This is a genomic window from Pyrobaculum calidifontis JCM 11548, assembly GCF_000015805.1.
In the GTDB taxonomy this organism is placed as follows: domain Archaea; phylum Thermoproteota; class Thermoprotei; order Thermoproteales; family Thermoproteaceae; genus Pyrobaculum; species Pyrobaculum calidifontis.
The window spans coordinates 795,447-817,669 of sequence record NC_009073.1 but is presented as its reverse complement, the minus strand read 5'-3'; the positions used below and the strand labels follow the sequence as shown (position 1 = coordinate 817,669).

General features: G+C 53.0%; 22 protein-coding genes. 11 read left to right on the top strand and 11 right to left on the bottom strand.

The features are described from left to right. Positions 1-283 precede the first annotated feature (283 nt). Together PCAL_RS04550 and PCAL_RS04545 are read left to right on the top strand one after the other, a co-directional pair. Positions 284-634: a HEPN domain-containing protein gene (locus PCAL_RS04550; RefSeq protein ID WP_320056663.1), complete on the top strand. Its 351-nt coding sequence runs from the start codon at positions 284-286 to the stop codon at positions 632-634. Next, positions 612-935 carry a nucleotidyltransferase domain-containing protein gene (locus PCAL_RS04545; protein WP_193322909.1) on the top strand — a complete coding sequence of 108 codons (324 nt, stop codon included), beginning with the start codon at positions 612-614 and terminating at the stop codon, positions 933-935. Before PCAL_RS04550 ends, PCAL_RS04545 begins: the two co-directional genes overlap by 23 nt. Before the next feature lie 65 nt (positions 936-1,000). Here the strand turns inward: PCAL_RS04545 and PCAL_RS04540 are convergent, their stop codons facing one another. Together PCAL_RS04540 and PCAL_RS04535 are read right to left on the bottom strand one after the other, a co-directional pair. Continuing rightward, positions 1,001-1,378: a nucleotidyltransferase domain-containing protein gene (locus PCAL_RS04540; RefSeq protein ID WP_193322908.1), complete on the bottom strand. Its 378-nt coding sequence runs from the start codon at positions 1,376-1,378 to the stop codon at positions 1,001-1,003. Next, positions 1,348-1,761, bottom strand: a complete 414-nt coding sequence (locus tag PCAL_RS04535) for a HEPN domain-containing protein (RefSeq protein WP_011849538.1) — start codon at positions 1,759-1,761, stop codon at positions 1,348-1,350. Before PCAL_RS04535 ends, PCAL_RS04540 begins: the two co-directional genes overlap by 31 nt. Positions 1,762-1,801: 40 nt before the next feature. On the opposite strand from PCAL_RS04535, the gene PCAL_RS04530 reads away from it, so the two are divergent. Further along, a complete protein-coding gene (locus tag PCAL_RS04530) occupies positions 1,802-2,800 on the top strand; it encodes a radical SAM protein (RefSeq protein ID WP_011849537.1) in 999 nt (332 codons plus the stop codon). Positions 2,801-2,804: 4 nt separating this feature from the next. On the opposite strand, the gene PCAL_RS04525 is transcribed toward PCAL_RS04530, so the two are convergent. The 4 genes from PCAL_RS04525 to PCAL_RS04510 form a co-directional block, all read right to left on the bottom strand. Continuing rightward, on the bottom strand, positions 2,805-4,223 hold the full coding sequence (locus PCAL_RS04525) for a putative sulfate exporter family transporter (protein ID WP_011849536.1): 1,419 nt from the start codon (positions 4,221-4,223) through the stop codon (positions 2,805-2,807). Positions 4,224-4,290: 67 nt separating this feature from the next. Beyond that, positions 4,291-4,884 (bottom strand): helix-turn-helix domain-containing protein, encoded by a 594-nt coding sequence (locus tag PCAL_RS04520; protein WP_193322907.1) that lies wholly within the window; start codon positions 4,882-4,884, stop codon positions 4,291-4,293. A gap of 89 nt (positions 4,885-4,973) precedes the next feature. After that, entirely contained in the window at positions 4,974-5,459 is a 486-nt protein-coding gene (locus PCAL_RS04515) for a DUF1641 domain-containing protein (RefSeq protein ID WP_011849534.1), read from the bottom strand. Continuing rightward, positions 5,456-6,646, bottom strand: coding sequence for an NAD(P)/FAD-dependent oxidoreductase (locus PCAL_RS04510; RefSeq protein ID WP_193322906.1), 1,191 nt, complete (start codon positions 6,644-6,646; stop codon positions 5,456-5,458). Before PCAL_RS04510 ends, PCAL_RS04515 begins: the two co-directional genes overlap by 4 nt. A gap of 925 nt (positions 6,647-7,571) precedes the next feature. On the opposite strand from PCAL_RS04510, the gene PCAL_RS04505 reads away from it, so the two are divergent. From PCAL_RS04505 to PCAL_RS04485, 5 genes are read left to right on the top strand one after another with little or no spacing between them, the layout of a single operon-like run. Further along, positions 7,572-8,984: an amino acid ABC transporter substrate-binding protein gene (locus PCAL_RS04505; RefSeq protein WP_011849532.1), complete on the top strand. Its 1,413-nt coding sequence runs from the start codon at positions 7,572-7,574 to the stop codon at positions 8,982-8,984. Beyond that, positions 8,985-9,860, top strand: coding sequence for a branched-chain amino acid ABC transporter permease (locus PCAL_RS04500; protein WP_011849531.1), 876 nt, complete (start codon positions 8,985-8,987; stop codon positions 9,858-9,860). It abuts the gene before it with no gap. After that, on the top strand, positions 9,857-10,822 hold the full coding sequence (locus tag PCAL_RS04495) for a branched-chain amino acid ABC transporter permease (protein ID WP_011849530.1): 966 nt from the start codon (positions 9,857-9,859) through the stop codon (positions 10,820-10,822). The genes PCAL_RS04500 and PCAL_RS04495 overlap by 4 nt, the downstream gene beginning before the upstream one ends. Continuing rightward, positions 10,819-11,544 carry an ABC transporter ATP-binding protein gene (locus PCAL_RS04490; protein WP_011849529.1) on the top strand — a complete coding sequence of 242 codons (726 nt, stop codon included), beginning with the start codon at positions 10,819-10,821 and terminating at the stop codon, positions 11,542-11,544. Before PCAL_RS04495 ends, PCAL_RS04490 begins: the two co-directional genes overlap by 4 nt. Beyond that, positions 11,535-12,239 carry an ABC transporter ATP-binding protein gene (locus PCAL_RS04485; RefSeq protein ID WP_011849528.1) on the top strand — a complete coding sequence of 235 codons (705 nt, stop codon included), beginning with the start codon at positions 11,535-11,537 and terminating at the stop codon, positions 12,237-12,239. The genes PCAL_RS04490 and PCAL_RS04485 overlap by 10 nt, the downstream gene beginning before the upstream one ends. Here the strand turns inward: PCAL_RS04485 and PCAL_RS04480 are convergent. Genes PCAL_RS04480 through PCAL_RS04460 form a run of 5 tightly spaced genes read right to left on the bottom strand, consistent with a single transcriptional unit; the run spans position 12,236 to position 19,077 of the window. Then, the gene (locus PCAL_RS04480; RefSeq protein WP_011849527.1) at positions 12,236-13,210 is read right to left on the bottom strand and encodes a mechanosensitive ion channel family protein; all 975 of its coding nucleotides are present in this window, start codon (positions 13,208-13,210) and stop codon (positions 12,236-12,238) included. The genes PCAL_RS04485 and PCAL_RS04480 overlap by 4 nt on opposite strands. Then, positions 13,210-14,298 (bottom strand): M42 family metallopeptidase, encoded by a 1,089-nt coding sequence (locus PCAL_RS04475; RefSeq protein WP_011849526.1) that lies wholly within the window; start codon positions 14,296-14,298, stop codon positions 13,210-13,212. Before PCAL_RS04475 ends, PCAL_RS04480 begins: the two co-directional genes overlap by 1 nt. A 39-nt stretch (positions 14,299-14,337) precedes the next feature. Beyond that, positions 14,338-16,326: a 3-hydroxyacyl-CoA dehydrogenase/enoyl-CoA hydratase family protein gene (locus tag PCAL_RS04470; protein WP_011849525.1), complete on the bottom strand. Its 1,989-nt coding sequence runs from the start codon at positions 16,324-16,326 to the stop codon at positions 14,338-14,340. 50 nt (positions 16,327-16,376) lie between these two features. Continuing rightward, on the bottom strand, positions 16,377-17,321 hold the full coding sequence (locus tag PCAL_RS04465) for an aldo/keto reductase (protein ID WP_011849524.1): 945 nt from the start codon (positions 17,319-17,321) through the stop codon (positions 16,377-16,379). Positions 17,322-17,343: 22 nt separating this feature from the next. Then, complete coding sequence (locus PCAL_RS04460; RefSeq protein WP_011849523.1) at positions 17,344-19,077, bottom strand: long-chain-fatty-acid--CoA ligase; 1,734 nt, start codon at positions 19,075-19,077, stop codon at positions 17,344-17,346. Positions 19,078-19,182: 105 nt separating this feature from the next. Here PCAL_RS04460 and PCAL_RS04455 point away from each other — a divergent pair, with 105 nt between their 5' ends. The 3 genes from PCAL_RS04455 to PCAL_RS04445 are packed head-to-tail and all read left to right on the top strand — an operon-like array spanning position 19,183 to position 22,212. Further along, on the top strand, positions 19,183-20,415 hold the full coding sequence (locus tag PCAL_RS04455; protein WP_011849522.1) for an acyl-CoA dehydrogenase family protein: 1,233 nt from the start codon (positions 19,183-19,185) through the stop codon (positions 20,413-20,415). Positions 20,416-20,465: 50 nt separating this feature from the next. Continuing rightward, on the top strand, positions 20,466-21,638 hold the full coding sequence (locus PCAL_RS04450) for a thiolase domain-containing protein (protein WP_011849521.1): 1,173 nt from the start codon (positions 20,466-20,468) through the stop codon (positions 21,636-21,638). Between the two features lie 4 nt (positions 21,639-21,642). Continuing rightward, positions 21,643-22,212: a Zn-ribbon domain-containing OB-fold protein gene (locus PCAL_RS04445; RefSeq protein ID WP_011849520.1), complete on the top strand. Its 570-nt coding sequence runs from the start codon at positions 21,643-21,645 to the stop codon at positions 22,210-22,212. The last annotated feature ends 11 nt before the right edge of the window (positions 22,213-22,223 follow it).

Sequence of the window (22,223 nt, the reverse complement as noted above, 5' to 3'; positions counted from 1 at the left end):
CAAATACCGGGTCTCCATGGGGCGGCACTGGATACGAGCTACTCATCCAGTCAAAACCTCTGAGAGTAAAGACCTCCGCTTGTTCTACACAATGAGAATAGACAAAGGTATTCCTAAGGGCTTCTGGAGTAGCCGCGTTCCAGAGAGAGCGTGTTATCTAACGTGTCTAAGGCTACCGAGCACTCCGCGCATAGTGATAAAAAAGTGTAGGTAGACGTAGGTGTGAGAGAAGAGGGGCTGATTTGGCTTAGGGGAGGCCGTCCACGAGTGCAAAGTTGCCAAGATATTACTTGAAAATGGGCTTTACAACTTTGTCGCATTTCACTCACATCAAGCGGCGGATAAGGCTCTGAAATCCCTCTTCTACCTCTTCTTGAGAAAGGAGCCCCCCAAGAGGCACAATTTGCTAGAGCTATACCGCGAGCTGAGGGGCGCTGGCGTCGAGTTTTCGCCAGAGCTCGTGGAGGGGCTCGCCGTTTTGACAAAGTACTACGCCACGTCTAGGTACCCGGACGCGGCCGGCGGCCCGCCCTCTGAGCTTTTCACAAGGCGAGAGGCGGCGTACGCCGTCGAGATCGCGGCAGAGGTCGTAAAACTGGCGTCGCTGGCATATGGCGGAGGAGAAAGTTGTTAGAGCAGTTAAGCTACTGGTGGAGGAGCTAGAGCGCATGGGTATAGTGGTTGAGGCGGCTTACCTCTTTGGCTCATGGGCCAGGGGAGACTGGCTCGTGGACAGCGACGTAGACGTAGTCATTGTGTCGCCCAGCGTCCGGGGCATGCCGTGGCTTAAGAGGCTTGAACTCGTGGCCAAGGCGGAGGCCAGGCTGGATCTGCCGCTCTCGCTAGACGTACTGCCCTACACGCCTGAGGAGGTGATAGAGGCCAAATCCGCCGTGCTCCGCGACGCCATGAAGTACTGGAAGAGGATAGTGTAGACAAGGGGGACCCGACGCGGCTCTTCACGGCGCCGCTGGCGCGGCCCTCTGAGCCCTCTCTACCTCTACCCCTCTTTATAACTCTTTCCCGCAGTGCACCGCTTAGCCTTTTGAATTAACTCCTCGGCGATAGACAATTCGTCCTTTAGCACTACTCCAAGCGCAATGTCGTAGGCGATGGGGTAGCACTTTTCCACGGCTCTAAGAGCCTCCTCCGGCGTTAAGGCTATGACTTCCACGGGCAGAGTGAGGCGCAAGAGCCTCCGGTGCGGCGGCTCTGTGAAGTGTGCAATCACTAGGAGGTCTACGTCGCTGTCCTCGCCGAAGTCCCCCCTCGCATATGAGCCCACGAGGAACACAGTGCCGTGTACCTGCGCCGCGGCCTCCAAGGCGAGGCCGAGGGCCCTCTTCCTTAGCTCTTCTCTCCACCTAACGACCTCCATAGTCCCTTCGCAAACTCAATAATCCTCCTCGCAGCCTCTATTGCTAACTCGGCGTCGCGCCTCGTGTAATACTCATACGGCACGCCCTCGCTCCACGCATCCACATACCTAGTGGGCACGTAGAATTTGTCTAAAAGCGCCGCGTCCTCGAACGCATCCCCTCCCACGGGGACAAACGCAGTGAGCTCCCTCAGAAGCCGAGTAATAGCATGGCCTCTCGCTGGCTTCCCTATGCCGTACAGGACGGCCTTAACGGCGAACTCCCCGGCCTGGTGCGCCTTAAAACAAGCCCAGTTATAGTCGCCGCCCTCCATGTCCCTAATGGCGGACTCCAACGTGCGTTCCGCCATGAACATCCACCTCTTAAACTCGGCGACGTCCACATACTTAAGTAGTTTTAAATTAAATAAAAGGATAGGTCTCGTGGTCTCCATACTCCAGGTCGAAGTTTCGACGGCGTGTACCTCTCGTTGTATTTACTGTCCCGTTGCACTTTACAGCGACTGGAGGAGGGAGTTCATGGATTTCTCGCTTTTCCAGAAAATAGTCCAAGAGGGGAGAGAAGTCGGCGTAGAACACCTACATCTACAGGGCTGGGGAGAGCCCCTATTGCACCCACGCTTCTTAGACATGTTAAAAGAGGCGAGGCGTTACTACAAAGTCAGCTTTACCACCAATGGGCTACTGCTGGGAAGAGTAGCGGAGGATGTTGCAAAAGTAGGCGTAGACGTTGTGGCAGTGACTTTCGCAGGGGCGACGGCTGAGACGCACAACAGAGTCAGAGTGGGAAACGACTTCGACACTGTCCTTCAAAACCTCAAGACCTTTGTAAAGGCGGCGAAAAACGCCTTGGCGAAGACGAGAACCGTCGCCATATACATGATGTTGAAAAACACCTACCGCGAATTGCCCCAGTTCGTAAAACTAATGGCCGAGGCAGGGGTGGACGAGGTACGCCTAAGCAACCTCAGCTACATCCCCCGCCCAGACCTCTGGGGGCTCAAGGTATTTTCAAAGATGTTTGAACCACCACCAGACGACGTGTTAGCCGTAGTAGAAGCCGCAAAGAGAGTGGCAAAGGAAGTGGGTATAACGCTCTTCCACCGCCTATACACGCCTTGGGAACACGTGGAGTGTCCAGAGGCCCCCACTTCGACGCTGTTCATAGGCGTCGACGGCTCAGTCTACCCCTGCGTATACCTAGGCCTCTCTACGCAGTCGGCGGAAAGGTGTTTTGAAGAAAGGTGCGAAAAAGCTCCGCGACTAGCCTTTGGAAATATACGACACGAGAGACTGGCCGATATAATTAGGAAGAAGAGCTACAGAGAATTCGTCTACAGATATGAGATTAGAAAAATAGAGACAATTCCACCAGAGCCGCCGGAAGCTTGTAAAAAATGTTATAGGCTGTATTGGATTTAAAAAATTAGGATTTGGGAAGCGGCACGCCTGCAAAGAAGGCAATAGACAGCGCCAGTGCAATGACTATAATTATCAACAGCGAAATGGCGTATGCCAATACCGCCTTGCCAGCGCCAATCTCCTTAAATTTTCTAAAGTTTGTAGTTAGCCCAATCGAGGTGAAGGTGATGAGGAAGAAGAACTGCCTCAACACGTCTGACTGTCCAGCAATTGCGTTAGCTAAATCTGCGGCTTGTTTAAGCGGCATAAACCACGCCAGTCCCATAAGCGCAAGCATAGTGACAAAGTAGCCAATTACAAACTTCGGGAATCTAAACCAGATAACTATGGCGGACACCTTCTCCCCGGGCTTTCTCTCCACTCTAGTGACCCACCACAGCGCCATTATAAAAGCCCACAAGCCTATCCATATGTCGATAAACACCTTGACTGTAACCGCCGTCGCAGTAACCCAGTTCTTAGCCTCTGGAACCACGACCGATATGAGTGCGTCCGCCACTGCGCCCGACGCGGCGGCGGCACCGTCGGTTTTAACGGCGAGCCCCATCCAAGCGCCAGCGGCTAGGGGAGCCCAAGTCAAAATCTGTGCAGCTATCCACGGGAGGATAATAAGTTCTACTACGGCGAATATGACAATTATAGAGGCTATGGTGCCGGGTATCACCGCGGGCGCGCCTATTGCGCCAGCCGTGGCGATAGCTGCAGACACGCCGCATATACTCACGCCGGAGGCCAACACGGCGGACCACTGTCTATCTAAGCCTAGCTTTCTAGAGACCCAATAGCTAATAGGCCAGTAGATCAAGTAGGCGGCCACTATTGCTATAAGGCTCCTAGTCAGAATCTCTGCCGCGACTTGGAGATTAGCTAGAGACTTGGCGCCGATGACTGCGCCTAGGAGGACAATAGCGGTTTTAATATACCACTCAGGCCTGGCAGCTGTCTCCAGCGGCTTTGGTAGCTTTCTAAAAGCGTTGCCAATGATCAAGCCCAGCAGAAGCGCGAAGATGTAGCCGGCTTCGCCGGTCAAGCTAAGACTCCAGTTTATGCCAAACTTGGGGTATTGGTCGGGAGTAGCGGCTATATATGCGTTGTGTCCAATCCACCACATGAGGTAAGACAGCCAGAAGATAACAGTGTAGCCAACTGCGTAGGCCTTCACGTCAAATTTCATAATCGCCGCCGCTATAGTCAAAACTACTAAAGTAAAGAAGTAGAGGAGGAGGATGCTCCAGCCCCCTAGATATGCAAAATCTTTACTGGCGGTAGAGACGCTTTTCATTGGGTCGAGCCACACACTGACCTTAGGCGCCCACCCTAGTAAAAAGGCGGCGGCTAGTAGAAACACAAATAGGCCAAGCCACAGAGCCCACCAATCCTCCTTCTTATACAAGGAACTCCAGTCGATTTTAGTTTGAGACATAGGCGTATTTATAAACTATATTAAAATACATTATTACAACAGCATGTATAACAAGAGGCGTTATATTTCAACGCGAGAATATCTCTTTTAAGATTTTTAATGGAAGGTTCACGTTAAATGGGCACTTTTCTTTCTTACATTCACCATCATATAAACTTGTTGTACAAAAACAATATCGAGCCCCATTTTTGTGCATATATACACATTTGCCCCCTATTATCATCATAAAATCTATGTCTTTCAATAATTCAACAAGTAATTTTCTTATGTCATTATCATAAAAATTGAGTAGACAAAAACCAATAATTAGATAGATGTAGCCGTTATTCCCATCAAGAGAGGCCAATTTTTCTAAGACCCTATCTGCACTGTCAATTTCTAATAATTTTAAATTTAATTTTTTAACAAATAGTAGTCTTGCTAAATTCTTATTGTATTCTTTAAATAATGTAACTATTCCATAAAGAGTTAAGTTGCAGATTCTCCCTTTTTTATTCTTCTTACATATTATATAGTTTTCTTTTTCAAGTTTTTTAATAAGTTTATATGAAAAAGCTGGGTAGAGATTTAGTTTCTTCATTACATAATAAGGTGAAGCACCTCCTTTGTACAACTCTGCCTCTGCCAACGTTTCTATTATCTGGAGAGAAATCACATCCATGCATCGGCACATCTCTTGAAATATTTAATCATAACTATTACAAGTGTACATAGAATATACTTTGTGTACACATATCGGTGTTCGTAATTTTACTCAAGCGTCTTAGTTGCTTTTCCCAACGCTTTTAGAAGCTTGAGTACGATATAGAGACCTTGGCGTACTTCTTGGTCGTTAAACAGAGAAATTAGCGTGATAAGCGAGATCTTTTTTCCGTCTTTTACTTCTAGAATTGCTCTTTCTAACTCTACGTCTAGTAGCGCATTAGACAACACCTCTAGAAGCGACGTCCTTGTAAGACTGTCGGCTAGGAGGCCTACTTTCCTTAGGTTTCTTGCCCACTCGTCCACCATTCTATCTGTTACAACGTCTTGTAACATTGCAAGCGTCGCCAAGAGTTCAACTACGACGTCTAATGTGCCAGATCTTACAAGAAACTCGGCGGCTGCCTTTAAATGTTGTAGCACTACCTCGTCTGGGAGAACAGGCTTAGACTTCCCCGCCGCCGTGGCTACAACTCTCTCAGTGGCAATCCACCTAGACCTCAACTCTTTGACTAACTCGCTTACCTCACTCATATCAACCCCCTCAGAGTGAGAGGTATTGTGAGATAGTAAGTTCTCATGAGGTACCAGCCCCAGGTGGTGCCTACGAAGGGCCTGGCGTTTTTAGCATAAGTCCACCACGGCATCCACGCCCTGCCCTTATCGTAGGGCGTATAGGCCGTCTCTAGGTAGGGGCATATAACCTCCCCGAAGAACAAAATTTTGTCCCCAAATCCTTTAACTTCGCTGGCTATGTTGTGGGCAACTACGTAGGCCTCGTAGTGTGCTACAGCGCCGGCGCGTGCAACGCCTATATTAGCAACGTCGCCAACTATGTACACTTCGTCGTAATGTTCTTTCCCCCTCCTGTACGTCAACGTATATCTATCTCCCGGCAAGAAGCCGTATGGATCGCCTATTTCAGACTTTTTAATCACCTCAGGGCCTCTGTGAAGGGGTATGGTTATTAGCAGGTCGTATTTTACCCTCTCGCCGTTTGTTGCTATGACCTCTTTCTTTTTCGGGTCTACCTCAGAAGGTTCAAAGTTGTATATCCACGTATGTCCTCTCTCCCTCAGTCTCTCTTCTAGGACTTTATTTACCTCTGGCTGTGCATGTAGGTGGTCCACGGTGGTCACCACCGTAACCATGTATTTGCCGCGCAGTCTTCTCACATGGCTAAGGTAGCTGTCTATTAGGAGTGGGCCTTTGCCAGATGCTATGGGACACTTAATAGGAACGTCGGGCATGTAAACCATTTGTACAATTGAGCCCCCCGTAAAACGCTCAAGCATTTCTCTGAGCTCTTTCGCTTTTTCAAACTCGTAGTAGGTGTGGTAGTCGTCTTTAAGTCCGGGGGGTTGGCTTATGTCGTAGGTACATCCCAGCGCTATTACTAAGTAGTCATAGCTATACTCTTTTCCATCTTGTGTTTTAAACTTTCTGTTTTTCAAGTCAATATATGTAATAGTTCCACTAGGCCCTGTATAGTACTTAATTACAGGGTCGAGAAGAGTTCTCTTGTTATATTTTAAATCTTCTTCGTCAAATGCGTGTGCCACATAGGGGAGAAGCCCCGCCTCTAATATATACGTATTACTTTTGTCAAACAGCATGAGATCTACCTCTCCTTTTACAATTTCTCTACGGAGATTGCGCGCAAGTAAATTTGCCACTATTAAGCCTCCTGTACCTCCCCCTAGAACTGCTATCCTTTTCACAAAAAACCATTTTTACAATAAAAAATGATTTATTTCACTAATATGTAGAATTTAGACACGACATAAGAGCATGACGCTTAACTGCATGGCCGTGTCCCGCTCACCAAGCATGGTTTTGTGGACAAACGCCGTGTAGAGGAGCAGGATGAGGGGACTGTACTCCAGCACAACAGCGTTAAGAGTGTACAGCCCGTCCAAAAAGCCCAAGGGCCCTCCTAGCCGTGGAGGTAGAGGGGCCAGGAAACCGTGGGCAGACCACTAAGCCGTTTATAACGGCTACCACACTCCGCCATATTTCCGTCTCTGCGGTAGAGCGACAAATATGCTTGGCGCCGCCGCTATTGCCGTGGGGAGTAGAAAGACGTAAAGGGAGTCTAAGGCGACATCAACTAACCCACCTAGAGACACGGCTAGGCCAAATAGCGCGTTTAAATCCTTCATTCACCACGACGCCTGTCAGCCCTCTTTATTGGGGTAAAGAGGGGCTTACTCGCCGCAGTCAAGTTTCCGGTTACGCCGCGTCCCCTCGTCAACATATACTCTGTCATGAGGCAGGCGGCGGGAGACGGCTTGACAAGTTCAAAGATAATTTAGGAGGTCTGGGGCGAATGGGACTCAGATACTTTGATAATGCGCAGTCCGCTTTTTTAGGACTTAGCCTCTCCATTATAGGCGTCAGGTATTTCCAGGTGAAAGCGAAGAACTTGGTGGCAAAATCGTACCTCCTCTGACGTAGGTGTTACGTCTTATTTATTATAAGCGATTCTGGCCTATACCCATTGCGACAGCGCATAGGCGCTTAGATAATCGGTATTATGTACCTCATTTTCTGGTTAAAACTATGTTTAAATCTTAATATAGGCGAATTGTACCTCTACGTCGAGTAACGATAAATAAGTTTTTAAACATTTGAAATCTCAGCTCTATGCAGACAAAAAACCTAGTAATAATAACCACCATTATCGTTGTTATTATAGCTATTGGAATAGCGTCTTGGCTCCTCACGCCTCAACAGCCCGCACCGGTAACACCCACAACCGCGAAACCCACAACTACTACTCAACCGGCCACTACGCCAGCACAAACAACGACAACTCAAGCCACCTCCTCGCCTTCTCCCTCTGCTAAATGCCCCGATGAAATTGTTATAGGCACCGCAATGCCCATCTCTGGGAGATATGCGGCTGAGGGGCAGTACTCGCTCTGGGGCGCCTTGGCTGTGGTCAATTGGATTAACGACCAGGGTGGGCTAGACTGCGGCGGTAAGAAGGTGAGGGTGAGGCTTGTGTATAGGGACAGCGAATCTAAGCTAGAGCTCGCGCAGAGCATCACCGAGTCTCTTATCACTCAGGACAAGGTGAACTTCCTCCTCAGCCCCTACGGCTCCGACTTGGCGCTCGGCGTTTCGTCAATAGCTGAGAAATACGGCGTCCTCATGGCGGTGGTGGGGGCCTCCTCCGACCGCATATTCCAACAGGGGTTTAAGTACGTCTTAGGAGTAGCCGCGGTGGCGAGTCAGTACATGGTGCCCGTCCTCGATATGATAAAGCAGAGGGATCCGACGGTAAAGACTGTGGCCATTTTGTACAGAGACAGCGAGTTTAATAGGCAGGTGGCAGAGGGGGCAAAGGCGTACGCCGAGAAGCTCGGCCTCCAGGTGGTGGTATACGAGGTGTACCCCTCGTCTCCCAAGGACCTCACGCCCCAGATTCTCAAGGTTAAACAAGCGAACCCCGATGTAATAATCGTGGCGTCGCACTTCGCCGATGGGCAGTTGGCCGTGCAACAGTTGGCGGAGCAGAAGGTGAATGCAAAGGCCATCGCCCTCTCCGTGGCCCCACTGGTGCCCGAGTTCTACACGTCGTTGAAGAGCTTAGCCGAGTGTATACTGGGCCCGTCTCACTGGGAGCCCGGAGTCCGCTACACGCCGGAGTTAGCCAAGCAGAGGGGAGTCGAGTGGTTTGGCCCCACGAGAGAGGAGTTCATAACGTACTTCAAGAAGGTGGCTAAGGAGATGAGCGGCAAAGAGGTGGACCCAGGCTATCACGCCGCGTGGGCCGCGGAGGGCGTCTTGGCGCTGTTATACGGAGTCTACAAGGCCCAGTCGGCGAGCTCCAACGATGTGCTAAAGGCCTTGCAAAACGCCAGGTTTATGACTTTCTTCAGCGAGTTTAAGCTAGACCCCGCCACGAATTTAAACGTGGCCCACTCAATGGTAGTCACCCAGTGGCAGAACGGCACAAGGGTTGTGGTGTGGCCCTCAGCCGTCGCCGAGGGCAAGCTGGCCTACCCCTCGCTTACGTGGGAGGCGAAGCTGGGCGGCGCCGTCTGTAAGTAAATGGACGTACTCCCTTTTTTCCTCTCTGGGATTATCATCGGCTCTATCTACGGCTTGACTACCCTCGGGCTTAGCCTCATCTTTGGCGTGTTGAGAGTGGCCAACGTGGCGCATGGCTCCTTCATAATGATAGGCGCCTACACGGCCTTTTTCGCGTTTACGCTGTGGGGCATCGTGCCCTTCTTGTCCGCGGCCTTGGGCTTTGGGCTTGGCGCATTGATGGGGTACCTTGTCTACTTAGGCGTTATTAAGCCGCTGAGGAAGATGGGGGAGTTGCATACGCTGGTGGCGCTGTTTGCGCTCGGGATGTTCATAGCCGAGGTGGCCCGCGTGTTGTGGGGCCCCGACTTCGTGGGATATAGGTGGTCTATCGGCAGCTTCTCAGTCGCCGGCCTCGAGGTAGACTACGGCAAGGCCCTGGGCGCAGTTTTTGCGCTCGTAGTGGCCTTGGCAATAGACTTTATGTTGAAGAAGACCTACCTGGGCCGCGCCGTTAGGGCAGTGGTGCAGGACCCAGTGGGCGCACAAGTAGTGGGAGTGAACGTTGATAGGGTGTACGCCTTCGCCGCGGCCTTGGGCATCGCCATAACTACCATGGGCGGTGTACTTCTAACTCTCTTCATTCCCGTTGGCATAAATCCGTACATGGGAGGGCCCTACACGCTGATTGGGTTTGTAATTGCCGTACTGGGCGGCCTGGGCTCTGTGCTGGGCGCCTACGTCGCTGGGCTAATCTTCGGAATAATAGAGTCTGTGGGGTTCTACGCCTTTTCATACCTTGGCTTCGCCGAGCCTTCGCAAATGGCGCTTTTCACGGCGTTTGTCCTCCTGCTAGTAATACTGCTGTTTAAGCCAACTGGACTGTTGAAGCTATGAAGCCGTACCTCCCCCTCTCCATATACCTCCTACTTATAGCCGTGGCGGTTTTGTACCCTGAGTACTCCAAGGCTGTCGCCACTTTTGCCTTCTTCATGGCACTGGGGCAGGCTGTCAACATCTTCGTGGGCTTGACAGGGTACGTCGACTTCGGCTACGCAGCCTTTTTGGCCATGGGAGCCTACGGCCTCGGGATTGTCGTGTACTACTGGCCGCAGTTGGGCATATACGCTTTGCCGATGGGCCTTTTACTCGGCGTATTTATGGCGGCTGCTTTAGCAACCGCTGTGGGCGGCATAGCGCTTAGGCTGAGAGGCGCCTACTTTGCCATAGCCACAATAGGGGTAAACGAGGGGTTGAAGCATCTTATAATCGGGGCAAACATTTGGGGCGGCGGCGCTGGCCTTATCCTTGGCACAAGCATGTTCAAGGCCTTTGGTAGAGACACTGCGTTGTTCTTGGCCAATGTAGGGTCCACAACGCTGGTAATAGCCACTGGCCTAATCGCAGTGGTGGCAATGTACCTAATTCAGGCCAGTAAAGCCGGCCTGGCTCTTGCGGCTGTCCGCCAAGACGAAGACGCGGCGAAGGTCATGGGGATAAACCCGACGAAGTACAAGTTATTGGCATTTATTACAAGCGCATCATTGTCCGGCCTCCTTGGCGCGGCGCATTTCCCACTTGGTAATATGCAGATATTTCCAGAAAACGTGTTTTTCATCGAGTACATACTGGACGGCTTGGCGGTCGTTTTTCTAGGCGGCGCTGGCACAGTCACTGGGCCCATAGTGGGCGGCCTCATCTATGTGTTAGTCAGAAACCTCGTGGGGCTCTTTGCACCAGGTTACCAAGTATTGGCTACTGCGTTGTTGCTCATGGCAGTGGTAATTCTCATGCCTAAGGGCATAGTTGGGACACTGAAAGAATACCTACCAGCAAAAGTCAGAGAGTGGGTGCCATGATTCTGAGGCTTGAAAACGTGGTTAAGAAATTCGGCGGGCTGAGAGCGGTGGATGGAGTGTCGCTAGAGGTGGGCAAGGGGGAGTTTCTGGCAGTGGTTGGGCCCAACGGGTCTGGAAAGACCACACTTCTCAACATAATAAGCGGCGTATATAGGCCAGACGAGGGCAGAGTCTATTTTGAGGGCAGAGATGTCACAGATCTGCCGCCTTACAAGAGGGCGAGGTTGGGCATGGCTAGGGCCTTCCAAGTCCCCCGCCCGTTTCCAGAGCTCTCTGTGCTTGAAAATGTGGTGGTGGGCGCGGTGTTTAACGGAGGGCTAGACTTGCACAAGGCTAGGGAGGCGGCTGAGGAGGCGTTGTCCTACGTGGGTCTGGCCTCTAAGAAGGACCAGCTGGCGGGGAAGTTGACGTTTAACGAGCTTAGGCTCTTGGAGTTGGCCAGGGCGCTTGCCAGCAACCCCAAGCTCCTCCTCTTAGACGAAGTGATGGCCGGCTTAACGCCGACGGAGATAGACAGATTTGTCGAGCTTCTCCGCCGCCTCTCCGAGGAGCGGGGCATATCTGCCATCTCGCTTGTGGAACACAGGATGAGGGCCGTTGTTAGACTTGCGCATAGGGTAGTCGTAATGCACCAGGGGAAGATAATAGCGGAGGGCCCCCCTGAGAAGGCGTTAAACGATCCCAGAGTGGTCGAGGTCTACCTGGGGAGGCCATGGCGTTAGTGCTTGAAAGACTGGAGTCGGGCTACGGGAAGTTGAAGGTGTTGTTCGGAGTCTCGTTGAGGGTGGAGAAGAACACAGTGACGGCGCTCCTGGGCTCCAACGGGGCTGGGAAAACCACCACGCTTCTCACGGCCATGGGGGTGGTGAAGCCCTGGGCTGGGCGGGTGTTTTTAGACGGCAAAGACGTGACCGATGTGCCGCCGCATAAGAAGGTAGAGTTGGGAATGGCGCTTGTGCCTGAGGGCCGCCGCCTATTCGCCGATATGACTGTGGAAGAGAACTTGTTGATGGGGGCGTACACGAAGAGAGCTCGGGAAAAGGTGTTAGACACCTTGGAGTGGGTCTACTCGCTTTTCCCAAGGCTTAGAGAGAGGAGGAGGCAGAAGGCTGGGACCATGAGCGGCGGGGAGCAACAAATGTTGGCTATAGCCAGGGCGTTGATGTCTAGGCCCAAGGTGTTGCTCTTAGACGAGCCGAGCGCCGGCCTCGCGCCCAAGGTAGTGGCCGACTTATTCGACGTAGTGAAAAGGCTTAAGGAGGAGGTCTCTATTCTCCTAGTGGAACAAAACGTGGCCGCGTCTCTGGAAATAAGCGACTATGCCTACGTGCTTGAAAACGGGCACATAGTCAAGGAGGGGGCCCCACAGGAGCTCGCACAAGACGAATACGTGAAGAAGGCCTACCTCGGAGTCTAGCCAGTCTGCTGTAGAAATCTGTCGCACGCAACGCCCCTAGTCAAGCACAGGTACTTGTACATATTCTCCCTGATCTTTTTCTCCCGGTATTTCAAAATTCTTCTCAGGGCCTCGCTTTTGACAGGCCGCCAGTCTCTGCCGAGCGGCACTCTGATTTTTACTCTGACTATTACAAAATCCTTGTCGCTTTGCTCTGTGAAGTCCACAGCGACTACGTCGAAGTCCTTGAGCTCTTCTCTAATCTCGTCCGCAGCCTTGTCTAAATCGATGACAGAGAGGGGGAGCTCCACTCTCACCAGCACTATCTGGCTCTCGCTCCACGCGGGCGTGTAGTCCACTACGCCCGCGTTTAACAAGACGGAGTTAGGCACCCGTATCTCATAGCCAGTGTCCAAGAGGAGGGTGGTGTAAAAGAGCCCTATTTCCACTACTCTGCCCTTGAAGCCTGGCACAACGTAGTCGGGGGAGAAGTACTTATAGGCTGGGAGAGTTGCCAAATGATATGGCAGTTGCGACGTAGTGATTCTAACCACGTCGCCCACTGTGACAAAACGCGTTGCCAAGATCAACAGTCCGGCGAATAGGTTGCCGAGCACTGGCTGGAGAGCGAGGCCGAGCACGAGACCCGTCACCGTGCCTCCGAGCGCCGCGAATTCTACTCCGAACTTGGACGTGGCGAGGGCGAGTATTATCACGAATAGGAAGCCCACTACCTTGACCGTGTTTCCCACTGCGTATGCCCTCTCGCGTATGGTGGGCTTTAAGTATAGTATGACCGCGTTGCCTACGACGTTTACTGCGATGATGCCGGCTGCGGCTACGATCAAGCCCCTGACGAAGTCTATATACTCTGGGGGTATGGCTATGTGGAACAGCGGCAAGACTTCCTTAACTGTGTAGTATATGAGGAATGAGAGAACGGTTATAAAAAACAGTTTTATAATTACTTCGCCAATTATCCTATATTTCATTACTTGATTTTCTTATCAAGGAACATCTCTATAATATTAGGCTTAGTTTTTTCTAACACGGCGGCTAATAGCCGCGCTGCATTCACGGCGTCGCTGAGGCTCAGAACCTCCACGGGGGAGTGGACGTAGCGCGTTGGCACGGAGATTGCCGCAGTGGGCACGCCCTCTCGCCTAAACGCTATAGCCATGGCGTCTGTGGTTCCGCCGTAGAGGACTTCCAGTTGGAAGGGGATGCCCAGCTCCTCTGCAACTTTGATAATGTGGTTGCGCAGAGGCGGGTGGGCTATGAACAGCCCTCCTCTGCCGCCGTCGATGACCTTAATCGCGGGCCCCTTCCCCACTTTTACTATGTGTTGCCGCTCTGGCACCCCTGGCACATCTGCTGCAATGGTGGTATCGAGAGCAATGGCGTAGTGGGGGGACACCTTCTCCGCCGCTATCTGCGCGCCCCTCAGCCCCACCTCCTCTTGCACAGTGGCCACGGTGTATACAGTCGTGGGAGTCTCCTTGAGCATCCTCAGCGCGTACAACATGACGGCGACGCCGACTCTGTCGTCAAACGCCTTGCCAGCCACAACGTCGTTCTGAAGCTTGACCACGTCTCTGTCTAACACGGCGACAGAGCCTATGGTGACCCCCAGCTTCTCTGCCTCTTCTCTGTCTCTGGCCCCTATATCTATGAACAAGTCCTTCATCTCGGGGGCCTCGCGCTCTTTGCCAGACGGCGTAATGTGCGGAGGAGTGACGCCGACGACGCCGCGTATCCACTTGCCGTCTCTAGTCCTCACCCACACTCTCTGGCCCACTAGGGTGACCTCGTTCCACCCGCCGATGCCTCTCACGCGGAGAAAGCCCTCCTTCTCTATGTGGTCTACCACTAGCCCAATTTCGTCTATGTGGGCGGCCACCATGGCCCTGTAGTTGGTGGAGCCCCTCTTGACGCCGATTACGTTGCCCCACCGGTCTACCACGACTTCGTCGACAAACGGCTCCATTTCCCTTGCCACGAGTTCCCTCACCTCGTCCTCAAAGCCCGAGGGGCCCCTAGCCTCCGCCAATTTTTTCAGCAGTTCAAAGAAGTCGTCCATTGGAGGGAAGAGGAGGGGGCTTTAAAAAAGTTAAGGGAGTTACTTCCCCTTGAACTGCGGCTTCCTCTTCTGTAGAAACGCCGATACGCCCTCTATGACGTCCTCGGTGGTGAAGAGTAGGCCGAATTGAGCCGCCTCAAGCATCATGCCGACCCATTGCGGAGCCTCTATGCCGAAGTTTATTGCGTATTTGGCCATCGCCAGCGCCAAAGGCGGCTTCTCGGCCAGCTTATTGGCGAAGGCCCTTAGCTCTTGCTCAAACTTGTCGGCCGGGACTACTCTGTTCACAAGGCCTAGCCTCTCAGCCTCGCGGGCCGGGATTCTGTCGCCAGTGAATATCAGCTCCTTAGCCCTATCTCTCCCGATGTGTCTCGCCAGCCTTTGCGTGCCCCCAGCGCCTGGGATAAAGCCTAGGTTTATCTCAGGCTGGCCTAGCTCTGCGGTATCCGCGGCTATTCTAATGTCGCAGGACATGGCAAGCTCAAGTCCTCCGCCTAGGGCGTAGCCGTTTATGCCGCAGATCACGGGCCTATCCAGCGCCTCAATTCTCTCGAACAGTATCTGCAACTTCCTCGAAGTCTTGAATATTGTGACAGGCGTGGCGCCCATAAAGGCTGTCACGTCTGCGCCTGCGGAGAAGGCCCTCCCAGTGCCTGTGATGACGACGACGCGCACCTTGTCGTAGTCCATTTGCTCAATTTCGTCGATGGCTTTCCACAGCTCTTCCACCATCTTTGGATTTATTGCGTTGAGTCTCTCTGGCCTATTCAAGATAATCCATGCTACGCCGGGCTCGTACCTGATTATTATGGTTTCCAACTTCTTTTCTTCAGCTTTTACATACGTGTAGAAGCCCTCCCCAGTCTTTTTCCCAAGCTTCCCCTTGGCCACCATGTCGCGGAGTAGCGGGTCGGGCTCAAACTCCTCGAAGCCGGTCTTCTGTCTCCACTCTCCGAGCGCCTTAACCACCGTGTCTATGCCGAACTCGTCTGCAAACTCCAGGGGGCCCTTGGGCCAGTTGAGCCCGAGCTTTACTGCTTTGTCTATGTCTTCGCGCGTTGCTATGCCCTCTCGCAGGAGGTAGGCGGCTTCGTTTATCGCGGGGGCCAGTAGAGCGACGACGTCTATCCGCTCGCCAGCGCTCTTGGGAACCTCAGGCCACTGGAATTTGCCCGGCGCGGGGTACTTGTAGAAGCCCTCGCCTGTCTTGACGCCGAACTTCTTCTGCTGGCACTTCTCTACAATCAGCGGGCATGGGTGCGTCTTAAAGCCCCTCTTCGACATGGCGTCTCCAATGAAGCACGCCACGTCTATTCCTGTGTAGTCTAGTAGGATAAACGCGCCCATGGGCAAGCCGGCCTTGTACATAAGCGCGGAGTCCACCTCCTGCACCGTGGCCTCTTTTCTGGCCACCATCCAACACGCCGCATCGTTTACCCTCGCCAAGATTCTGTTCACAATGAAGCCGGGTACGTCCTTGTTCACTATGACGGTCTGCTTGCCTAGCTTAGAGGCGTACTCCACAATCTTTTTCACAGTCTCGTCGCTTGTATAGGCGCCCTTTATCACCTCCACAAGCGGCATCAACACCGGCGGATTGAAGAAGTGCATGCCCACTACCTTGCTCCTCCTCTCTGGCCTCACGGCCTCCGAGATCTCCGTAATGGGGAGCGAAGATGTGTTGGTGGCTAAGATTGCCTCCGGCGGGGCGCAACGGTCGGCCTCGGCAAAGACACGCCTCTTGACCTCGATGTCTTCCACAACGGCCTCAACCATCAGCTCTGCCCCCTCCACGGCCTTGCACACGTCGTTGACTATTGGTTTAACCCTCGACAGCACCACGGAGGGGTCCTCCTTGATCTGCCCCTTCTCGGCAAGCTTCTTGAGAGACCACTCAACGTTCTGCAAAGCCCTTTTGAGGTAGTCCTCCGCCACGTCGACGAGGGCAACCTCGTAGCCCGCAATTGCAAACAGCTCAGCTATTCCATGGCCCATCGTGCCAGCTCCTATTACTGCAACTTTTGGCATAGAAGCTAGTTGGAGATGTATTTAAAGTATGTATACGTCTATAGCCAAATTCACACTCTGGCAATTGTGAATGCCAACTTCTGTAAAAAGCCAGGTATCGCCCGCATAACCCCCGGCCATATGTCCCCCTCCAAGAAGGGCTGAGAGACCTCGTCTATCCGCCGCATCTCGTCCTCAGACAGCTCAAGGCCAAGCGCCTCCACAACCTCTCTAGCCTGGGCGAAGGTCTTAACCCCGGGGATGGGGATGACGCCCTTAGCCTTATGCCAAGCCAAAACCACCGCAGCCGGCGAGACGCCCCGCCTCTCTGCAATTTCTCTCACAGCCTTCACAACGGCTCTGCCCTGGGGCGTCTTGGCCCTCTTCACCGCCGGGTCCAGCCTCCTCGCCGGGTCGTCGCCCACTTGCTCCTTCACCGCCGCCCCCTTGGCGAGAGGGCTCCACGCTATAACAACGAACCCCCGCCTTCTCCCCAGCTCTATCAAGGGCTCCGCGGCCCTCTGCAATGGATTATAGACGACTTGGTCTGACACAATGGGATAGCTCTTGGTGCAGGTCAGCGCCTTTTCCATGAGCGAGGCGTCAAAGTTGCTTACGCCTATTTCGCGAGTCAGGCCTGCCTTCGCCGCCTTTTCAAGCTCTCTAATGGCTTTACAGAGGGGGACGTAGGCCGGCGGCGGCCAGTGGAGCTGAAGCAAGTCTATTCTCCCAAGCCTGCTACGGCTTCTCTCGGCGCTTTTGACCGCCTTTGCCCAGTTAAAGCCGGCGACTTTCGTCGCCACGACCACGTGGGGTCTGCTTCTCACCAGCTCGCCCACGAACTCCTCGCTCTTCCCCATCCCGTAGATCTCCGCCGTGTCGATGAAGTTTACGCCGTTGTCTAAGACGTACTCGTAGGCCTTCCGAAGCTCCGCGAGGTCGACGCGCCAAGCGGCGGCGCCCGCCTGCCAAGCCCCAACGCCTATACTACTGACGTCTAGGTTTCCAATTTTCACAACGGCGGGGTAGGGCGGTAATTTAAGCCTTTGCCGCGCTTTCCTGTAGCTTGCGTAGCTCCTCGGCCCTCAGCTCTCTTTTTAGGATTTTGCCCACGGCGGATTTAGGCAACTCGTCTCTGAACTCAACGGCGCGCGGCCTCTTGTAATGGGCGAGCTTGTCCTCTGTCCACTTAATTATGTCCTCAGGCGTTACCTTGCCCTTGCACTCCTCTCTTAGGACTATAAACGCCTTTGGTATCTCGCCTGCCTCTGGATGCGGCACGCCTATTACCGCCGCCTCTTTCACACATGGGTGTTGATAAAGCACCTCCTCTATCTCTCTGCTGAACACAGAGTAGCCCTTGTACTTAATCATGTCCTTCTTCCTGTCCACAATGTAGAAGTACCCCTCCTCGTCCATGTACCCCATGTCGCCTGTCCTAAACCACCTCAAGCCGCAACATTCAAAGAAGGCTTGGGCGTTTTCCTCAGGCCTATTATGATACCCCTTGAACACCTGGGGACCCGATATGACGATTTCTCCCACTTGGCCTGGGGGCAGGAGGATGGGCTTGTCGGGGTCTGCCACAGCGGCGTAGGTAGAAGGTATGGGGAGTCCAATGGACCCCGCCTTGGCTTTGCCATATAGAGGATTGACGTGTGTAACAACCGCTGTTTCAGTAAGGCCGTACCCCTCCCTCAGCACTGCGCCTGTTAACTGTTCAAACTTCTTAGCCACCTCCACGGGGAGAGGCGCGGCCCCAGATATGCAGAAGGCGAGGCTCGACAGTTTGTACTGTCTCGCCTTTGGGTGATTTATTATCATATTATATAGGGTGGGTACGCCGTGGAGCACATGTGCCTTGTACTTTTGTATCAACTTCATAATTTGTTCTATGTCCGGCCTTGGTACTACTACCACTGTGGCGCCGTCAAATATGCCGTAGTGCATGACTGTGACTTGGCCGTATATGTGGTACCAAGGCAGTACGCCCATCATAACCAATTGTTGTTCTCCTCTTCTCCTCTTTACAACCTCGTAGAGCGGCTTAAGTTGTTGTAGATTGGACGATATGTTGCCGTGGGTTATTTCGGCGCCTTTGGGGACGCCGGTGGTGCCGCCGGTGTACATGAGCGCGGCTAAGTCCTCCCTGGGGTCCACAGCCGCTCTGTACGACGTGGCTTTGTGGGATAGCAGAGACTTATAGGACACGATGCGTCCCCCATAGGGGATTTTTGGGGGCTTTAGCCGCCTTTTTGCTAGCGGCTTGATAAAGGCCGGCATGTACTCGGCCACTTCTACTACCACCACGCGGTCGAACTTGTGCATCTTGTCGGCCTCTTCCACGTTTTTGTACAACACGTCGGCCACGAAGATGACTCTGGCCCCAGCGTCTTTGGCTTGGTACGCCACCTCTCTTGGGGTATACATGGGGTTCATGGGGCTTACCACTGCGCCTATTTTCAAGGCGCCGTAGTAAATAATCGGAAAGGCAGGCGTATTAGGCAAATATAGCGCAACGACGTCACCTTTGCCTAGCCCCCACTCCTTGAGCGCCGCTGCCACCCTATCGCTGTGGTCTCCCACCGTCTTGAAGCTTATCTTGTTGCCGAAGTACACATACGCCGTTGCGCTCCCCCTCTCTGCGGCTTGTCTGTCTAAGTAGGAGAAGAGGGGCTCTGGCTTAATTTGAACCTCGGGGGGGACCCCCTCGTCGTAGTTCTTAGCCCATATCCTCGTTGCAATATATTTTTCAAATACTTCCTTTGTCACATTTTACAGTGTGTAGCTACTTATTAAGGTTTTTTTGCTCAGGGAACGATTGGGGTGTGTGTTTTGACGAAGTTAACACTTAAAAATAGGCGCTAGGTGGCGGTCATGGTGTTCCCATTCGACTCAGTGGAGGACTTCTCGGTGGTGTTGACGCCTGAGCATGAGATGTTTAGGAAGGCGGTTAGGGAGTTTGTGGAGAGGGAAGTGGCGCCCAAGGCCATGGAAATTGAGGAAAAAGACGAGGTTCCGTGGGATCTGTTGAAGAAGATTGCGGAGCAGGGGTTCTTCGGCATTGGAATTCCCGAGAAGTACGGCGGCCAGGGCGGGGATCACAGAATGGCGGTTATCATGTCGGAGGAGTTCTGCCGCGTTCTGCCCGGCCTCAGCGTCTACTTTGGCACCAACGAGCTGTTTTTAACCCCCATACTGCTCTTTGGCACAGAGGAGCAGAAACAGAAGTACGTCCCGCCTATTGCCCGAGGCGAGAAATTCGGCGCCTTTGCCGTCACAGAGCCCTGCTGCGGCTCCGACGTGGCTGGCATTCAGACAAAGGCTGAAAAGGTGGGCAACAAGTGGGTTATAAATGGGAGAAAGGCGTTTATCAGTAGCTCAGATGTGGCTGACTACTTCATTGTGCTTGCCAGGACATACCCGCCGCCGGATAAAAAGTTGCGGTACCTAGGTCTCACCTTCTTCATAGTGGAGAAGGGCACTCCCGGCTTTAAGATAGAGCAGTGCTACCACAAGATGGGTCTACACGGCAACCACGTCTGTGAGCTTGTGTTTGAGAACGTGGAGGTGCCAGATGAGAACAGGGTTGGGGAGGAGGGCATGGGCTTCTTGTATGCCATGGAGACTTTTGATAGAACGAGGATAGGCGTCGCGGCACAGGCAGTCGGCATGATGCAGGGCGTGTTTGAAAAGGCGTTCCAGTATGTTCACCAGAGGCAAGCCTTCGGCCTTCCCATAGCGGCGTTTCAAGCCATACAGTTCAGCCTTGTGGAGATGATGACGAAGATTATGACGGCGAGGCTGTTGACCTACTTGGCGGCTAAGCTCGCGGATGAGAATAGGAAGGAGTTCACCTTTGTGGCCTCCCTCGCTAAGTACTATGCCACCTCGGTAGCCGAGGAGGTTATTTCCGAGGCCATAAACCTCCACGGAGGCGTTGGCGTCATCGTAGAAACCGGCGTGGAGAGGTACTTGAGAGATGTGAAGATTACCCAGATATATGAGGGAGCTAACAATATCCAGAAGCTTGTGGCATATCGCCAGCTCATTAGAATTCTAAAGGAGAAGGGTCAAATACCTGACGAAATTGCCAAGTTTGTAACCTAGTTGCACTAACAAGCTAAAGTAATTTTTTATCCTCTTCCAAAGTTTTCCATATGAGAAAAGTTGCAGTCGTTGGCGTAGGAGTTAGTAAATTTGGCAATAGGACAGACGTCTCTCTGCAAGAGCTTGCCTGGGAGTCTGTGAAAGAGGCTTTAGACGACGCGAGGCTGGGTCCCGAGGACGTTGAAGCATTTGTTGTGGGGAACGTCGGCGGCTGGTCCTCCGAGGCCCTGCCTGCGGTTGTGGTGGGAGAGTACTGCGGCTTGGCGCCTAGGAGTGGGATAAGAGTCGAGGCGGCGTGTGCCACGGGCTCCGCCGCCGTGAGAACTGCGTATCACATGGTGGCAAGCGGCGAGGTGGATATAGCGATGGCTATCGGCGTTGAGAAAATGAACGAGTCCCCCACTCCAACCGTCGTAGAGTTCATAGGGAGGGCGGGGAACTACTTCTGGGAGTTTGAAAACTTCGGTCTAACCTTCCCCGGCTATTATGCGCTCTACGCCACGGCCTATATGAACCGCTACGGCGCCACAGAGGAGGACTTGTGCAAAGTCGCCGTAAAGAACCACTACTACGGCTCGTTGAACCCCAAGGCGCAGTTTCAGAAGGCTATAACAGTCGAGGAGTGTCTAAACTCCCGCTATGTGGCTTGGCCGCTTAAGCTGTACGACAGTAGCCCAATTACAGACGGCTCGGCGGCGGTGATACTCGCCAGCGAGGAGGTGGCGAGAAAAATCACTGACACACCTGTGTGGATAAAGGCCATCGGCTATGCCAATGGCACGGCCAATTTGAGCAAAAGAGTGGACTTTGTGGGCTTAGAGGCGGCGCAAATCGCCGCGCAGATGGCCTATAAGAAGGCTGGGATAGACCCCCAGGAGCCTGTAAAATACCTCGACGTGGCCGAGGTCCACGACTGTTTTACAATAGCAGAGATTATGGCGTATGAGGATTTGGGGTTTGCGAAGCGGGGGGAGGGATATAAGCTGATTAGAGAGGGGCAGACCTACATAGGCGGGTTAATACCGGTGAATTTGGACGGGGGGCTGAAGGCCAAGGGGCACCCCATTGGCGCCACTGGCGTATCAATGATAGCCGAGTTGACGAAGCAGCTTAGGCAAGAGGTCGAGAAAGGGAGGCAGGCGCCCATAAGAAAAGGCATGGCACTGGCGCACAACATCGGGGGGACGGGACACTACGCCTTTGTGACAATACTAAGTCTGTAAGGCCATGGAGGGCGGCAAACCTATTGGGGAAAACGTCGTCGCGGCTGTGACTAAGACTCTTGACAAGCTGTATAAAGAGCCGTTGGCGCAACTGGAGGCTTTGATAAATGCCACTGGACTGCCCGTGTACAAAGATCCAAAAACAGGCGCGTTGCTGTGGGTGGACGTCCGCGAGTTGCGTCTAAGGTTTACACTCTCTGTGAACAAGATCGCCAAATTTGTCGAGGGGCTGGCGGAGGGGAAGCTGTTCTACACACAGTGTAAGAGGTGCGGCGCTAAATACTTCCCGCCGCAGGCGGACTGCCCCAAGTGCAAATCCTCTGACATGGAGTGGCGCGAAGTGACTCCAGAGGGCGAGTTGTTGACATGGACTGTGATAAATGTAAAGCCAGCTAGCTTCAGCTATCACGGGGACTACGTTGTGGGCATAGTTAGAATGGCTGACGGGTTTAACATAACTGCGTGGGTTGAGGCAGACCCCAAGACGCTGAGGCCAGGGATGAAAATGAGGCTTGTAGTGGGGAGAAGGCCCGGCGAGAATTACATAACTTATTGGTTTAGGCCGCAAATTTAAATAGGGCTCAC

Coding starts and splice junctions, on each gene's coding strand:
- PCAL_RS04545 (WP_193322909.1), top strand. CDS start 612: ATGGCGGAGGAGAAAGTTGTTAGAGCAGTTAAGCTACTGGTGGAGGAG.
- PCAL_RS04540 (WP_193322908.1), bottom strand. CDS start 1,378: ATGGAGGTCGTTAGGTGGAGAGAAGAGCTAAGGAAGAGGGCCCTCGGC.
- PCAL_RS04525 (WP_011849536.1), bottom strand. CDS start 4,223: ATGTCTCAAACTAAAATCGACTGGAGTTCCTTGTATAAGAAGGAGGAT.
- PCAL_RS04520 (WP_193322907.1), bottom strand. CDS start 4,884: ATGGATGTGATTTCTCTCCAGATAATAGAAACGTTGGCAGAGGCAGAG.
- PCAL_RS04515 (WP_011849534.1), bottom strand. CDS start 5,459: ATGAGTGAGGTAAGCGAGTTAGTCAAAGAGTTGAGGTCTAGGTGGATT.
- PCAL_RS04505 (WP_011849532.1), top strand. CDS start 7,572: ATGCAGACAAAAAACCTAGTAATAATAACCACCATTATCGTTGTTATT.
- PCAL_RS04500 (WP_011849531.1), top strand. CDS start 8,985: ATGGACGTACTCCCTTTTTTCCTCTCTGGGATTATCATCGGCTCTATC.
- PCAL_RS04495 (WP_011849530.1), top strand. CDS start 9,857: ATGAAGCCGTACCTCCCCCTCTCCATATACCTCCTACTTATAGCCGTG.
- PCAL_RS04490 (WP_011849529.1), top strand. CDS start 10,819: ATGATTCTGAGGCTTGAAAACGTGGTTAAGAAATTCGGCGGGCTGAGA.
- PCAL_RS04485 (WP_011849528.1), top strand. CDS start 11,535: ATGGCGTTAGTGCTTGAAAGACTGGAGTCGGGCTACGGGAAGTTGAAG.
- PCAL_RS04480 (WP_011849527.1), bottom strand. CDS start 13,210: ATGAAATATAGGATAATTGGCGAAGTAATTATAAAACTGTTTTTTATA.
- PCAL_RS04475 (WP_011849526.1), bottom strand. CDS start 14,298: ATGGACGACTTCTTTGAACTGCTGAAAAAATTGGCGGAGGCTAGGGGC.
- PCAL_RS04470 (WP_011849525.1), bottom strand. CDS start 16,326: ATGCCAAAAGTTGCAGTAATAGGAGCTGGCACGATGGGCCATGGAATA.
- PCAL_RS04455 (WP_011849522.1), top strand. CDS start 19,183: ATGGTGTTCCCATTCGACTCAGTGGAGGACTTCTCGGTGGTGTTGACG.
- PCAL_RS04450 (WP_011849521.1), top strand. CDS start 20,466: ATGAGAAAAGTTGCAGTCGTTGGCGTAGGAGTTAGTAAATTTGGCAAT.
- PCAL_RS04445 (WP_011849520.1), top strand. CDS start 21,643: ATGGAGGGCGGCAAACCTATTGGGGAAAACGTCGTCGCGGCTGTGACT.